Genomic DNA, 15155 nt, shown 5'->3' with positions numbered 1-15155 from the left:
GTATAGCCAGAGCGAAACACCGTTTTTCCTCAAGCCAGACACACCACCGGCACCGGATGTGCCCGTGGTCCAGCCACGCTTGAGGAGTTCCTGTCCATGCCGTCCACGGCATCCGCCTGTCATCGTCGCGCCACCGTTCTGGCCCTGGCCGTTTCCACCGCATTGCTGCCGCTGGCCTGGGTGCCGACCGTGCAGGCACAACCGGCGATCGTCGCGCCGCTGCGCCAGTACGCCATTCCGGAGCAGCCACTGGCTGATGCCGTACGTGCCTTTGGCCGCCAGGCCGATGTGCAGGTGGTGTTCCGCAGTGACCTGGTGGAGGGCCGCCGCTCCAGTGCGGTGAGTGGCGAGTACAGCCAGATGCAGGCCCTGCAGCAGCTGTTGCGCGGCAGCGGCGTGCGTGCACAGCGCGGCATGGATGGTACCTGGAGCCTGCGGGCCGCAGCGGAGGCGGGTGAGGGCGAAGGGGTGCGGGTGACCGAAACACTGGACGTGGCCGGTCGCCTTCAGTCGGAAGGGGGTGAGGCCCGCGATCGGCGTGGCTACGACGATGTGTTCGCGCTGGACATGACCACGGCGTATTCGGGGCGCGACCGGGTGGAACGTTACCGTGGCTCCAATCCGGCCGACGTGGTCAAGGATCTGGTCGGTGTGTTCAGTGGCGATGCGCGCAACAGCGGCGCGCTGGACGTCAATATCCGTGGCATCCAGGGGCCCGGGCGGGTGCCGGTCAGCATCGATGGCGGCGAACAGGCGCTCACGGTCTGGCGTGGCTACAACGGCGTCAGCAACCGCAACTACATCGATCCCAACCTGATTGGTGGCATCCAGGTCATCAAGGGGCCAGGGCTGGTGCGCGATGTGCACAGCGGGATCGGCGGTGCGCTGGTGATCAAGACCATCGACGTTGACGACATTGTTGCTGCCGGCGAACGCTTCGGCGGGGAGCTGAAGATCGAAGGCAGCAGCAATGCGGTGGCACCGCGCCTGCCGCGCCTGCACACCGGCGAGGATTACCGCACCGTGCCGGGGTTCCCGCAGGGCTCGCCGAACTCACCCTATAACGACCGCACCCTGGTGGTGCCGGTGAAGTCGCGCAGCGGCAACAACCCCTTCGATGGCGAAGACCAGGCCTGGCGGTTGGCACTGGGCGTACGCGGCGACAACGTCGACCTGATGGCTGCCTACGCTTGGCGCAAGCGCGGCAACTACTTCTCCGGCAGCAAGGGAAGCGCGTACTACGACCAGGACCGGCGCGAGCAGTACGAGTACCAGGGCATCGACTACATCACCACGCTGGCGCGCTACTTCAAGCCCGGCGATGAAGTGCCCAATACCTCCAGCGAACAGGAGTCCTGGCTGGTCAAAGGCAGCTGGCAGATCAACGATGACCAGCAGTTGAAGGCGACCTGGCGGCGCACGCTGTCGCACTACGGCGAGATCATGCCGTCGCGCATCCTGTCGGCCCCGGACTACGGCCGCATCCAGTGGCCGCTCAGCCGGGTCGATTCGGATGTGTGGAACCTGGAATACCGTTTCCAGCCCGCCGGCAGTCGTTGGCTGGACCTCTACGCCAACCTGTGGCGCACGGAGACGGACAGCGATACCTACAGCGCTGGCGGCTTCCCGAACTTCGCAGTGGGTAATCCGGCGTGGAATCCGGACGCCAGCCCGATCCTGCGCAACACCGCGCTGGCCAACGCGCGCAACGACCGCACCGGCCTGATCCTGAGCAATCGTTTCGCCCTGCATTCGACCCTGGACCTGACCGTGGGCGGCAACTGGCAGTACGAGAAGCTGGGGTCCCGCGATCCGTACTTCGGCACCACCGATGGCTGGCGCATGTTCCCGCGTGCCGGGCGCCGCCAGGAGGGTGAAGGCTACCTGACCCTGGAGTGGCGGCCGGTCGAATTCCTCACCCTCAATGCAGGCGTGCGCTACAGCCGCTACTGGGCCTTCGACGATTTCCTCGAGACGCACCCCGAGCTGCTCACCAAGGGCGTAGGTGGCAAGGAAGCGCAGTACACCGTGAACGAATTGCCGCCCCGTCCCGCCAATCTGCAGGCCCGCATCGACGCGTTGGAAGCACGCCGCGCCGTATGGGAAAAGCGCGGCATGGGCTGGTTCATCGACGACAGCATCCGTGCGTTGCTGGCACCGTACGAGACGCCGCGTCCGGTCCGGTACACGCGGCCCTGGCTGCCCGATGCCGATGGCAACTACACCCGCGCCGGCAATCCCTGCCTCAATGGCGAAGTGGCGGCCATTCCCGGCGTGCAGCCGGTGTTCGCCGGCAGCGACCAGGTCTGCAACATCGGCAACAGCGTACAGTCGCAGCCGGTCGATGGACGCAACAGCCGCCGCCGCGACCATGCCTGGCTGCCGACCTTCTCGGCCACTGCACACCTGTCCCCGGCCGCCCGTGCCTACGTGCGTTACAGCGAAGCGGTGCGCTTCCCGAGCATGTTCGAAAGCACCATCGCCTTCTCCGGCAGCCTCAATCCGCTGCATGCGCTCAAGCCCGAGCACGCCTACAACTATGAGGTGGGCTACGTGCACAACCTGTCGGCCCTGTTCGGCAACACCGCCGATGCCGACGTCAAGCTGGCGTACTACGTGCACAAGACCCGTGACGTGATCGAACGCGATGGCAACTTCCTGTTCGACAACATCGACAAGCAGACCATCCGTGGTATCGAACTGCAGGCCCGCTTCGACAATCGGCGCTTCTTCACCGATCTGGGCATCACCCGCACGCTGGAAAATGAGGTGTGTGACGAGAGCACGGCGGTGCTCCTGGACGCGAACCGCGGCCTGGTTCCGAACTGCGTGCAGGATGGTTTCGTCGGTGGCTACCTGCTGACCCAGGCCATTCCCAGGCTGTCGATCAACGGGTCGCTGGGCACGCGCCTGTTCGATGAGCGCCTGGAGCTGGGCAGCCGCATCGTGCACTACCAGCGGCACGAGAACCCTGACCTGCAGGCCTACCGTGATCGCCTGCTGAGCGGCGGCAGCGGCCTGCTCTGGCAGAACGTGCCGTTCACCTGGGGAAACATCACCACCGTCGATGCCTATGCGCGCTGGCGCTTCAACGAGCATGCCAGCGTCGAACTGGTCGGCAGCAACCTCGGCAACCGCTACTACGTCGATCCAGCCACGCGGTCCACGCTGCCAGCCCCGGGTCGCACCCTGAAGCTCGGCGTCATCGCGCGCTTCTGATCTCCCATCTTCAAGCGTTGTACCCGTAGTTCCCTCAACCAAGGAGCAATACCATGAAAATGATCTCCCGTTCGGTGCTCGCCGTTGCCGCCTCGCTGGCTCTGGTCGGAGCCGCGCATGCTGCCGACATCGTCGGTGCCGCCAGTGCCAGGACCGATGCCGAGCTGTACGTGGCGGTTGGTGAATCGCAGGTCAATGGCGGCCCGCACCGCGCTGGCAAGGCCGGCATCGGTGTCGGTACCGTGTCCCAGGCCAAGCCGGTGGACTTCCAGGGCCTGAGCGCCTACTCGGCACCCACCACCGTCAATGGCGTGACGGTACGTACCCTGGCCATGCCGATCACCGGCGCACCGGGCAGCCACGCCGGTATGGGCCACTTCAACTTCGTCAAGGTCGGCAGTGGTGATGTCTGGTTCGGCGAATGGTCCAAGGATGGCGCCGCCGGTGGCTTCAACAACCGCCAGGTCTACTTCGTTGGCGACCGCGCCGGCACCACGCTGCCCGCCGGCGTGGCGTCCTACACCGTGGCCGGCCTGAACAAGTTCAACGGCAGCAACCTGCTGAGCGGCACCTTCGACGCCGACTTCGGCGCCGGCACCCTGGATGGTGCGCTGTCCGGCAATGGCCTGACCCTGGCCATCGTTGCCAACATCAACAGTGCCGATGCATCGTTCGCCGGTTCGGCCAACGTCAATGGCAGCGTCAACGGCACCACCCAGGGCCAGTTCTTCGGCGCCAACGCCGCCACCCTGGCCGGCATCGCCACCTTCGCCGGCAACAGCCAGTACGACACCGCCTTCGGCGGCAGCAAGAACTGATTGCCACGCCCCTGACGGGGCAGGGCAGGGACAAGCCGCGATCCGCCAGTCCCTGCTTCGGCCCGCTGCATGCATCACCACGGATCGACCATGCGCCATCCCATCTTCCTTGTGATCCTGTTGCTGGCGGCTGCCGATGTGCGCGCCCAGCAGGATGATCTTCGTCGTGTGCTGGAGCAGGGCAGCGAGCTGCGCCACCAGCAGCAGGACCAGCAGCGCCTGCAGCAGGCCGAGTCGGCGCGACCGACCATCACCATCGACGGCCAGACCCTGCGCGTGGAGCGCACGGTCGACGATCTGGGCCAGGCGCTGTACCTGTCGCTGCAGCATCAGCAATGGGGCGCAGCGCAGCGCTTCCTGGACGAATACATCGAACTGCCCGGTCACGACCCGCTGCTGCGCCACTACGCGCAGGGCGGCCTGGCGCGGGTGGCCGGCAATCACCACCGCGCGGCCAACGAGTACGAAGCACTGCTGGCGGCGCAGCCGGATTTCCTGCCGGCCCGCCTTGAGCTTGCACGTGTCCATGCCGAGGACCAGCGCGACCGCGATGCGGAGGCGTTGTTCACGGCCATCGCCGGTGACATCAATGCCGACGACCCCGCCACCGCCGGTGTACGCGGACGGGTGGACGCCTACCTGGCCGCACTGCAGGCGCGCAAGCGCTGGAAAGGAGCGCTGGCAGCCGGCCCGGCATGGAGCGACAACATCAACCGCAGCTCGGCCAGCCGCACCTGCCTGTTCGGGGTGGGCGACACCTGCATCATCCAGCGCAATCTTCCCGATGCCCAGCGCGCCATGGGCCTGGACTACGACGGCAACCTGGAGCGTCGCTGGGCACTGGCCGGTCACCACGGCGTCTATGTGCGCGGGCTCGCGTTCGGCCAGGCATGGCGCGGGCACAGCGCCTACAACGAGCTCAATGCGAGCGTGCAGGCGGGCTATAGCTGGCGCAGCGCACGGCATACCCTGCAGATCGCGCCGAGCTATGACTACCAGGGCCTGGGCAACCGGGCCCTGCAGGGCGGCAGCGGGCTGCATGGCGAATGGCAATATGCGTTGGACGCGCGCAGCCTGCTCAGGCTGGAGGCCGACTGGAAGCGCCAGCGCTATCGCCAGCGCGGCCTGGCCAGCAATTACGACGGTGAGCTGGCCGCGGTGTATGCCACCTGGTTCCGTGCGCTCAACCCGCGCTGGACCCTCTTTGCCGGGCTGGACCTGAGTGACAGCCGCGCCGCCAATCCGGCCAACGGTTACCGCCAGCATGGCCTGCGCCTGGGGGCGGCGCGCCAGTGGACGGGCACCACCGCCACCGTGTTCGTGTCGTTGCGCGAGCGTGACTACGACGCGTGGAGCCCGCTGCTGGAGGCGCGGCGTGAGGACAGCGAACGGAACCTGATTGCCGTCGTCCGCAGCGAGCGCCTGGCGGTGGCCGGGCTGGTGCCCAGCTTGAGCCTGCGCTACGCGCGCATCGACAGCAACGTCGGCTGGCTGTACAGCCACGACCGCAGCCTGCTCAGCCTGAAATGGGAACGGGCCTTCTGAACGCGCCGCTGCACTGCCACGGTGAACGCGCCGTGGCCGCGATCTTCATTCATCATCACGCGCTCTTGTAGCCCGTTTCGCGCATCCTTCGGGTGTTGCGGCAGAGCTGGGCCGCGTGTATCGAGGAGCGCCGGTCGTGCTGGAAGCGGGCAACAAACCAGAGGGCCTGAAAGGGCTGCGTGTACTGGTGGCGGAGGATGAATTCGCCATCGCGATGTTTCTGGTCGACTATCTGGAGCTGAAAGGCGCACAGGTGGTGGGGCCTGCCGGTGACCTGCAGGCGCTGGGGCGGCTGGTCGATACCCATCCCATCGATGTGGCATTGCTGGACATCAACCTGGGCGGTGAGCAGGTCTATCCGCTGGCCGATCGGCTGGCCGAGACGGGTATCCCCTTCCTGCTGACCTCCGGTTACGACGACAACCTGCCCAGCCGCTTTGCCAGCGCGCCGCGCTGTACCAAGCCTTATCACATCGAAGCGCTGGTGCAGCAGCTGGCCGCGCTGGTGGCGGCGCCGCAGGTCTCTGCGGGCATTGCCTGATTGCGCGGCATGTCGCGCCGTCCTGAAGACATCCACGCCGCCAAGCTGCGTGGCCAGATGCCACCTGCACCGCAGCTGCATGTGCGCCACGATGGCATGGCCGCGCGCATCGCCCGCCACGACTGGTCATCCACGCCGTTGGGTGCCTGCGAACAGTGGCCGCCCCACCTGCGCGCCACCGTCGACCTGATGCTGGCCCATGGTTTCCCAATGATCGTGCTGTGGGGTGAGCAGCTGGTGCAGCTCTACAACGATGGCTATGCCGAGATTCTGGCCGACAAGCATCCCGGCGGGCTCGGCCAGCCGACCCGCGAGTGCTGGCCCGAGGTCTGGCATATCAATGGGCCCATCTACCAGCGCGTCTGGCAGGGCGAAACCATCACCTACGAGGACAAACTCTATCCCCTGGCACGCCGCGGGCGGTTGGAGGATGTCTGGTTCACCATTACCTACAGCCCGATCCTTGGCGAGGAAGGGCGCATCAACGGCGTGCTCGTGACCATGTTCGAGACCACAGCGGCGCATGTGGCCCAATCGGCACGCGAGCGCGAAGAGCAGAAGCGGCGGGAGGCGGACCGGCGCCTGGCATTGGCCTTCAAGGTGCTGCCGGTGGGCGTCTGCATTGTCGACACCGAAGGGCGCCTGCAGCTGTCCAACGACCAGATGCGTGCCTACCTGCCCAGCGGCAAGGTGCCCTCCACGGATGAGGTGAACCTGCATCGCTGGCGTGGCTGGCATGCGGACGGCAGCGCCATCGGGCCGGAGGATTTCGCCATCGCCCGTGCGATGCGCGGCGAGACCGTGGTGCCGGGGCTGGAGTTCCAGTATCTGCATGACGATGGGCGCGCGCGCTGGACCCGGGTCGCGGCCGCGCCCCTGCGCGATGGCGACGGTGAGGTCAGCGGCGTATTTGCCATCGCCGTGGACATCGACGATCTCAAGCGTGCCACCGAGCGCCAGTCTGTATTGCTGGCCGAACTGCAGCACCGGGTGCGCAACATCATGTCGACCATCCATGCCATTGCCTGGCGGACCCGCGAGTCGGTCAGCAGCGTGGATGAATACGCTGAACGGTTGTGCGGGCGACTGATGTCGCTGGCGCGCACGCAGAGCCTGCTGACCCGCGGCGCCAATGCCGGGGTCTGCCTGCGTGGCATGCTCGATGAGGAGATCGCGGCGCAGACGCCGGCAGCGGCGGCCTACCGCCTGCAGGGCGAGGATGTGCTGCTGCCGCCGAAGGCGGCCGAAGTACTGTCCCTGGCGATCCACGAGCTGGCGACCAATGCCCTGCGGCATGGCGCACTGACCCATGAGGATGGCCGGATCGAGGTGACCTGGGATCTGCAGGTTCAGGCCGGCCAGCCATGGCTCGGCCTGCACTGGTGCGAGCGCCATGCCGAAGTGGAGGACTGGGAGCAGCCCCGGCAGCGTGGCCTTGGCCGGGCGCTGATCGAGCAGCGCGTGCCCTACGAACTCGCCGGCAGCGGCGAGCTGCGCTTTGGCCCGCAGGGCCTGGATGCCTGGATCCGCTTTCCGCTGCGCGAGCGAGACAGCCTGCTGCAGACCGACGCTCCCGGCGCGGCGGCGGGCGGTTCCGGCAGGTAAAGGCCCATTTATCCCCAATTGGGCCAAATTGGGCATAATGGCCTCAACTGTCCCCGTCTGGAGCCGTGCCATGACCCTGCCGCTGGATCTGCCTGGCCTCGAAAAGGCCCCCGCGTCGTCGGTGAAGACCCGTGGCTGGCCGAGCCTGATGCGCACCGTGCGCGAGAAGCAGGCGCTGGTCATCACCAACCACAACCACCCCGAAGCGGTGATCGTGGACATCCGCACCTACCAGGAACTGCTGGCCAAGGCCGCTGGCGGCGATGCCGGTGAGCGCAGCGAAGAACTGCTGCGCCTGCGCGGTGAGTTTGACCAGACCCTGGCCAGCCTGCAGCGCGGGGAGGGGCTGGGCAAGGTGCTGGGCCAGCCGATCCGCCGCGGTCGCAAGGTCACCCTCGGCCGTCCGCTCTGACCGATGGGGCGGATCCTGGTGCTTGCCGGCGTCAATGGCGCCGGCAAGAGTTCGCTGCTGGGTACCTGGCTGGAAGCCGAAGGGCTGGGCTGGTTCAACCCCGATTCGTTCACCCGGCGCCTGGTGGAGGCCGGCTGGCCGCTGCCCGATGCCAATGCGGAGGCCTGGCAGGAAGGCACCCGCCGCCTGCGCCAGGCCATGGCTGATGGCACGGACTTCGCCTTCGAGACCACGCTGGGCGGCAACACCATTCCAGGCCTGCTGCGCGAGGCCTGTGAGCAGCATCATGTGGCGGTATGGTTCTGCGGCCTGGCCAGCGTCGAGCTGCACATCGCCCGCGTCGCTGCGCGGGTAGCGGCCGGTGGCCACGATATTCCGGTGGAGAAGATCCACGCCCGCTTCGATTCGGCGCGCGAGAACCTGCTGGACCTGCTGCCACACCTGGCCGAGCTGCATGTCTACGACAACAGCGCTCCCGCCGACGCCGACGGCTGCGTCGAGCCGCTGCCGGTGCTGGCGATGGCGCATGGCCAGCTGCAGTACCCGGTCTCGGTGGCCGAGCTGCTGCATACGCCGGATTGGGCCAAGCCCATCGTGATGCGTGCGATGGAATTGAACACCTCGGATTAGATCCACGCCATACGTGGATACCTTTCACACATCGCGCGAAACCGCGCCGTGCACGACTGCCACCGGAGCTGCGGTTAGACTGACCGCACACTCAAGGAGGATGACATGCACGGACCTGCGACGTTCCGCGCCAGTTCTATCTGCCTGGTGCTTGCCGCGCTGGCACTGGCGCTGTCCTGCATGCCGACGATGGCCGCGTCGCCTGCCGCCAAGCGACCATCGCCGCCCAGCCTGGTGCAGGCCTTCCACGCCGCCGAAGCCAACCTGCGGCTGATTCCCGGCGGCGACATTGAATCCGACTTCCGCCCGGTTTGGACCGCTGTTGCCGATCTCGATGGCGATGGCCGTGCCGAGGTCGTGTATTTCTACACGTCCGACTATTCCGGCGGCAGCTTCGCCCAAAGCAACGTTGTTGCGGTGATGACGGCGCTGACGGCAAACGATCCGCGCGGCCAGGAGAACCCGAACAGCCTGTCGCCGGTGGAAGCAGAGGACTATGCCGCCATCCGCAGGTATGGCTATGCTGACGACGCGGCTGAACAGATTCCAGGCGCCATCCGTGCCATCCGCATCCAGGGTGATCGCATCGTTGTCGATTTCACTGTCAGTGCCGGGGCGACGGTCTGCGAATGGAAGAGCCCGAACCGCCACGTCTGTCCGCCGGACGGAAACTACACATGGACGCTGCGTTGGACGCCGGGGAAGCTGACTTACATCAAGAAATAGCGCCAAGGAGTGCCGGGCGTATTCGCCCGGCGCCACTGGCCCCGTAGGTCCACGCCAAGGGGGGATCGCGTACTGCGGCCAGCCTCAGGCCGGCTTCACCTGCTCAGGCTCCGCAGCCTCCGGCAGTGGTGGCAGACTCGGGTCCACCGTTACCGGCACATCGCTCTTCAACAACGCAGCGGCTTCCCTGTCGCTGCCCACTGCCGGCGGTGAGCCACGCAGCGGCAGGCCGGCGGTCTCCTTCACGAACAGCATGGTCACCAGCCCGATCACCGCCGCGCCCATCAGGTAATAGGCCGGCACCAGCGGGTCGCCGGTACGTTCCACCAGCCACGCGGTGACCAGCGGCGTGGTGCCACCGAACAGCGACACCGACACGTTGAATGCGATCGACAGCGCGCTGTAGCGCACCGGCGTATAGAACAGCGCCGGGAGCGTGGACGGCATCGAACTGGTGAAGCACACCAGTGCCAGGCCCAGCAGCATCAGGCCAAGGAAGATCAGCCCATCGTTGCCGCTGCCGACCAGCATCAGGCACGGAATCGCCAGCACCAGCAGCGCGATGCAGGCACCAATGATCATCGGTCGGCGGCCCAGCCTGTCACTGAACAACCCGCCGACGATGTTCAACGGCATCATCACCAGCATCACGATGATGATCAGCAGCAGGCCCTTGCTCTCGGCATAGCCCATGGTGACGCTGAGGTAGCTGGGTATGTAGGTCAGCAGCATGTAGTCGGTGACGTTGAACACCAGCACCAGGCCCATGCACACGAGCAGTTGGCGACCATGCACCTGGAACAGTGCGCCCAGCCCCGGCCGGTCGTGCTCGCGCTTCTCGGCTTCTTCGGCGAACGCGCGGAACGCCGGGGTTTCCTCCAGCTTCATGCGCATGTACAGGCCGAGCAGGCCCAACGGGCCGGCCACCAGGAATGGAATGCGCCAGCCCCAGTCCAGCATCTGCTCGCTGCTCAACAGCATGTGCAGCGCGGTCACGGTACCGGCGCCGGCGATGTATCCGCCCAGCGTACCGAACTCCAGCCAGCTGCCCATCAGGCCGCGGTTGCGGTCGGTGGAATACTCGGCGATGAAGGTGGCCGCACCGCCATACTCGCCGCCGGTGGAAAAGCCCTGCACCACACGCGCCAGCAGCAACAGCACCGGTGCCCAGATGCCGATCCGCTCGTAGGAAGGAATCAGGCCGATCGCAAAGGTACCCAGCGCCATCAGGATCATGGTGAACGCCAGCACCTTCTGGCGCCCATAGCGGTCGCCGAGCGGGCCGAACACCAGGCCACCGAGTGGACGCACCAGGAATGCCACGGTGAAGGTGGCAAAGGCCGCGATCACCTGTGCGGTGGGATTGCTCGACGGGAAGAACACCTGGCCGATGGTGACGGCCAGATAGCCGTAGACACCGAAGTCGAACCACTCCATGGCATTGCCGAGTGCAGCGGCACCGACGGCGCGCTTGAGCATGGGCTTGTCGACGACGGTGATCTCATCGACCTTCAGGTGGCGGCGGCGTTTGAACCAGCCGAAGTGGGCATGGGAATCGGGCGTGTCCTGCATAGGGGCTCCCTTGTAGGTATGGAATAGGGGAATGGGTGCTGTGGTGTGTCCCGGAAATCGGAAACGGCGATGCAGGCGCAAGTGGCGCAGGGGCATCGGAAGGGGGCGTGGGGGCCGGGGAATGTGTGCAGGCGCAACGCCACGCGCACGGCAAAGCACCGCCGCAAGGGCGGAAACGCGGCAACGGGATCACAACGGCCGCGCAGTTGGCAGCCGCGTGTCACATCAGCGTGTGGGGATGGCAGGCCGTGGGCCTGCGGGCGTCATCCGCCGGGATCCAGCGCGAGGCGATGGAAATGCAGGGCGGGAGCAATCGTGGCAAGCGAAGCGCCGGTCGGCAGTGCTTCCCACGTAACAGGTGCGCCCGTCACGTAGTGGGTCGTGTCGATCATCCGTTCATCATAACGGCACCGGCGTGAGCGTGCAGCGAAGCGGGCTGATCTGCACGCTGTGTTCCACGTCGCCTGTTCAGAAGGCTCAGGCCGACTTCGCCAGCAAACCGAACACCGTGCAGGTAATCGCCAAGGCGCCCGGCAGTGCCAGTTTCCGCGTGACCAGTGCGGCGCCGATCATCGTGAGCACCGAGAGCATGATGGCCAGGGCGAAAAACGGTTGGCCCTGCAGGAACTGGTGGATGCAGCCGGCGCAGCCGGCAATGGCCAGGCTGGTGGCGAAGCAGATGTGGAACAGTGAGCCAGCGTGCACAGAGGTTCCTCGCGATGATGGAGGCCATAGCGGCAGGCCTCCCGGTAAATTTAGGGCGGATTTCAGATTGCGATGACGGAATCACATCCTGTACGCGCTCTGGTGACATCGGCGTGCATAAGGTGGAGCACACACCCACTTTTCAAATTGATGGAGGATGCAATGGCGCGGACGATTCCCGAAGGAACGCTGATCGTGGTAGCCGACGGTGGTTCGGCACGGGTGTTTACCAACGTGGGCAGCAACCATCAGTTGACCCTGAAACAGGAGGGCGAGCTGCGCCTGCAGGACATCAGTGAGCAGGGCGTGTCCGGGCAGGGGCCTGCGGGTGCCGTGCCGAAGGACATGTCGGTCTCGCAGCTCAACGAGGCGACGTTCGCCAAGCAGGTGGCCGAACAGCTCAATGAGGATGCCTTGAAGAACCGCTATGCGCACCTGGTGTTGATCGCCGACCCGACCACGCTGGGTCGCATTCGTCCGCTGCTGCATAAAGAGGTCCAGGCGCGATTGCTCGGGGATATTGCCAAGGACCTGACCAACGCGCCGCTGGAAGACATCCAGAAGGCACTGGCGGCGTAGCGCTCATGCCGTTCATGCGTGATCACCTTCCGAACGAGCCCACCTCTGCGGGGGTGGCGGCGCAGGCTGGGTGGCAGGTGCTGGAGTTCGGTGCGCCCTGGTGCGGTCATTGCCAGGCCGCGCAGCCCGCGTTGCAGGCCTTCGTCGAAGCGAACGATCTGGCGCATTGGAAGATCGAGGATGGCAAGGGAAGGCCATTGGGGCGAGCGTTCAAGGTGAAGCTGTGGCCGACAGTGGTGCTGCTGCGCGATGGAGAAGAGGTCGCGCGGGTGGTGAGGCCGCTGGACAGCGCGGACCTCATGTCGTTGCAGAACGCGCTTCCCGGTTGACGATTGAACCCGGCGCGGGACACCGGGCAGTCGCACTGCAGCATGCGGCGTGACAGGCCCGGTGCTAGCATCCGGCTACCACCTGAATCGATCCAAACGCCGATGCCCACGTTGGACCGTCATCTCCTGATCGCTGTCGCCGCCACGGCAATGCTCGCTTCCGGCCTGGCGTCGGCCGCTCCCGCCAAAACCGCCGCCGACAAGGCCTACACCTCGGTCGACCCGTTCATTGGTACTGGAGGTGAAGGCCACACCTACCCGGGTGCCACGGTGCCGTTCGGCATGGTCCAGCTCAGCCCGGACACACGCATCCAGCCACGCGAAAAGGCCTATGGCTGGGCAGCCGGCTATCGCTACGACGACAGCAGCATCGTCGGCTTCTCGCACACGCATTTTTCCGGAACCGGTCATTCGGACCTCGGCGACATCCTGCTGATGCCGTTCACCGGTAATCCCGGCCTGGAGCGCGGTGATCCGGAAAAGCCGCGTAGCGGTTACGCGTCGCGCTTCCGCCACGATAACGAGAAGGCTGAGCCGGGCTACTACGCGGTCACCCTGGATGACTACAAGGTGCGCGCCGAACTGACCACCAGTGCGCGCGTGGGCGTGCACCGCTATACGTTCCCCAAGGGCACCGACGCCAAGGTGCTGCTGGACATGCGCACCAGCATGTACGACTACCCGGGCAAGGTGCTGTGGTCGCGGGTACGGGTGCGCGCCGACGGCACGGTGACCGGCTTCCGCGAAACCCGTGGCTGGGCGCCGGGCCGCCAGCTGTATTTCGCGATGCGTTTCTCGCGGCCGCTTTCCGGGCATGAGCTGCACAACACCGAGCAGGACATTGTCTACAAGGGCTTCCCGCCTCCGGGCGAGAAGGATCCGGCGCAGCGCGCACAGATCGAGGGGCGCCAGCTGGTCGGCACCTTCGCCTTCGGCAAGCTGGATGCACCGCTGGTGGTCAAGGTTGCGATCTCGCCTGTCAGCGAAGCCGGTGCCATTGCCAACCTCGACGCGGAAGTGGCCGGCTTCGATTTCGACCGCGTGCGTGCGCAGGCAAAGCAGGAATGGACGCAGGCGCTGTCGGTGCTCGATATCGATGCGCCGGAACATGCGCGACGCAGCGCCTATACCGCGCTGTACCACACGATGCTGGGGCCGACGTTGTTCATGGATGCCGATGGCCAGTACCGCGGTTCGGACAACGCGGTGCACCAGGCCAAGGGCTACACCAACTACTCCACGTTCTCGCTGTGGGATACCTACCGCGCGCTGCATCCGCTGCTGACGCTGGTGCAGCCGGAGAAGCGCAACAGCGACTTCGTCAATTCGATGCTGGCCCACCATGAGCACAGCCCGTACGGCATGCTGCCGGTGTGGTCATTCCATGGCCTGGAAGACTGGTGCATGATCGGCTACCACGCCGTGCCGGTGATCGCCGACGCCTACGTAAAGGGCATCCGCGGCTTCGACGCCGACAAGGCACTGAAGGCGATGGTCGAGACCGCCAACTACGGGCCCTACGACGGCATCGCGCAGTACCGCGAGCTGGGCTATGTGCCGATCGACGAGGAAGGCGAAGCGGCCAGCAAGACAGTGGAGTACGCCTTCGACGACTGGACCATCGCGCGCATGGCACAGGCGATGGGCAAGACCGATGTTGCGGCCACCTTCGACAAGCGCGCCGGCAACTGGCGCAACGCCTTCGACAAAGACACTGGCTTCATGCGCGCACGCAAGCGCGATGGCAGCTTCCGCACGCCATTCGACCCCAGCGCCAGTGGATACGGCACCGACTACACCGAGGGCAATGCCTGGCAGTACTCCTGGTACGTGCCGCAGGATGTGGCCGGTCTGGCGGCAGCGCACGGTGGCAGTGACAAGCTGCTCGCGCGCCTGGACGAGGTGTTCAACGCCAAGGTCGACCCGTCCATCTTCGAGCACATGGAAGACATCACCGGGCTGATCGGCTGGTATGCGCACGGCAACGAGCCCAGCCACCACGTCGCCTACCTGTATTCGTATGCCGGCCAGCCGTGGCGCACGCAGGCGCGCCTGAAGCAGATCATGGATACCCAGTACGCCGACCGCCCCGATGGCCTGGCCGGCAATGATGACGTCGGCCAGATGTCGGCGTGGTACGTGTTCACCGCCTTGGGCTTCTACCCGGTGGCCCCGGGCTCGGGCGAGTACATCCTGGGTCGCCCGTTCCTGCCGAAGACCGCAATGCGCCTGCCGAACGGCAAGACGTTCACCATCGTGGCCGATGGACTGGATGACAAGCACACCTATGTGGGCAATGTGAGCCTCAACGGCAAGCCATTGCAGCGCACCTTCCTGCGCCACGACGAGATCCTGGCAGGTGGCGAACTGCGCTTCAGCATGCAGGCCGAGCCGAACAGGGACTGGCCGGGGCAGGGCGCGCAGGCGCCGTATTCGATGAGCCGGTGATGGGTTGTGGGTTGGCATACGGGGAT

Annotated in this window: 14 protein-coding genes; 11 read left to right on the top strand and 3 right to left on the bottom strand. The window is 65.9% G+C overall.

Annotated features, from left to right (window positions below):
* The first annotated feature begins 96 nt into the window (after window positions 1-96).
* The 8 genes from ACZK3W_RS12495 to ACZK3W_RS12460 all read left to right on the top strand — a co-directional run bounded on the left by ACZK3W_RS12495 (window position 97) and on the right by ACZK3W_RS12460 (window position 9496).
* Window positions 97-3219 carry a TonB-dependent receptor gene (locus tag ACZK3W_RS12495; RefSeq protein ID WP_478449959.1) on the top strand — a complete coding sequence of 1041 codons (3123 nt, stop codon included), beginning with the start codon at window positions 97-99 and terminating at the stop codon, window positions 3217-3219.
* 53 nt (window positions 3220-3272) lie between these two features.
* Window positions 3273-4037, top strand: a complete 765-nt coding sequence (locus ACZK3W_RS12490) for a Slam-dependent surface lipoprotein (protein ID WP_024956511.1) — start codon at window positions 3273-3275, stop codon at window positions 4035-4037.
* 90 nt (window positions 4038-4127) lie between these two features.
* Window positions 4128-5582 (top strand): surface lipoprotein assembly modifier, encoded by a 1455-nt coding sequence (locus ACZK3W_RS12485; RefSeq protein ID WP_478449957.1) that lies wholly within the window; start codon window positions 4128-4130, stop codon window positions 5580-5582.
* Between the two features lie 136 nt (window positions 5583-5718).
* Window positions 5719-6123, top strand: coding sequence for a response regulator (locus tag ACZK3W_RS12480; RefSeq protein WP_024956513.1), 405 nt, complete (start codon window positions 5719-5721; stop codon window positions 6121-6123).
* A gap of 9 nt (window positions 6124-6132) precedes the next feature.
* The gene (locus ACZK3W_RS12475; RefSeq protein WP_478449956.1) at window positions 6133-7728 is read left to right on the top strand and encodes a sensor histidine kinase; all 1596 of its coding nucleotides are present in this window, start codon (window positions 6133-6135) and stop codon (window positions 7726-7728) included.
* A 70-nt stretch (window positions 7729-7798) separates the two neighbouring features.
* Complete coding sequence (locus ACZK3W_RS12470) at window positions 7799-8140, top strand: type II toxin-antitoxin system prevent-host-death family antitoxin (RefSeq protein ID WP_005413623.1); 342 nt, start codon at window positions 7799-7801, stop codon at window positions 8138-8140.
* Between the two features lie 3 nt (window positions 8141-8143).
* A complete protein-coding gene (locus ACZK3W_RS12465; RefSeq protein WP_024956515.1) occupies window positions 8144-8770 on the top strand; it encodes an ATPase in 627 nt (208 codons plus the stop codon).
* Window positions 8771-8875: 105 nt separating this feature from the next.
* Window positions 8876-9496: a hypothetical protein gene (locus tag ACZK3W_RS12460; protein WP_478449954.1), complete on the top strand. Its 621-nt coding sequence runs from the start codon at window positions 8876-8878 to the stop codon at window positions 9494-9496.
* Window positions 9497-9580: 84 nt separating this feature from the next.
* Here ACZK3W_RS12460 and proP read toward each other — a convergent pair whose 3' ends face one another.
* The 3 genes from proP to ACZK3W_RS12445 form a co-directional block, all read right to left on the bottom strand.
* On the bottom strand, window positions 9581-11068 hold the full coding sequence (gene proP, locus ACZK3W_RS12455) for a glycine betaine/L-proline transporter ProP (protein ID WP_478449952.1): 1488 nt from the start codon (window positions 11066-11068) through the stop codon (window positions 9581-9583).
* Window positions 11069-11331: 263 nt separating this feature from the next.
* Complete coding sequence (locus ACZK3W_RS12450; RefSeq protein WP_256200907.1) at window positions 11332-11460, bottom strand: hypothetical protein; 129 nt, start codon at window positions 11458-11460, stop codon at window positions 11332-11334.
* Window positions 11461-11545: 85 nt separating this feature from the next.
* Entirely contained in the window at window positions 11546-11773 is a 228-nt protein-coding gene (locus tag ACZK3W_RS12445) for a hypothetical protein (RefSeq protein ID WP_197615645.1), read from the bottom strand.
* Window positions 11774-11935: 162 nt separating this feature from the next.
* Here ACZK3W_RS12445 and ACZK3W_RS12440 point away from each other — a divergent pair, with 162 nt between their 5' ends.
* The 3 genes from ACZK3W_RS12440 to ACZK3W_RS12430 all read left to right on the top strand — a co-directional run bounded on the left by ACZK3W_RS12440 (window position 11936) and on the right by ACZK3W_RS12430 (window position 15129).
* Complete coding sequence (locus tag ACZK3W_RS12440; RefSeq protein ID WP_019337746.1) at window positions 11936-12352, top strand: baeRF12 domain-containing protein; 417 nt, start codon at window positions 11936-11938, stop codon at window positions 12350-12352.
* Window positions 12353-12357: 5 nt separating this feature from the next.
* Entirely contained in the window at window positions 12358-12681 is a 324-nt protein-coding gene (locus ACZK3W_RS12435; protein ID WP_197615644.1) for a thioredoxin family protein, read from the top strand.
* A 102-nt stretch (window positions 12682-12783) separates the two neighbouring features.
* The gene (locus tag ACZK3W_RS12430; RefSeq protein ID WP_197615643.1) at window positions 12784-15129 is read left to right on the top strand and encodes a GH92 family glycosyl hydrolase; all 2346 of its coding nucleotides are present in this window, start codon (window positions 12784-12786) and stop codon (window positions 15127-15129) included.
* Window positions 15130-15155 lie beyond the last annotated feature (26 nt).

The sequence above is a fragment of the Stenotrophomonas sp. 80084_Sma genome (assembly GCF_056481995.1).
Note: the sequence above shows the minus strand (reverse complement) of the source record. Positions and strands in the feature narration are given on the sequence as shown.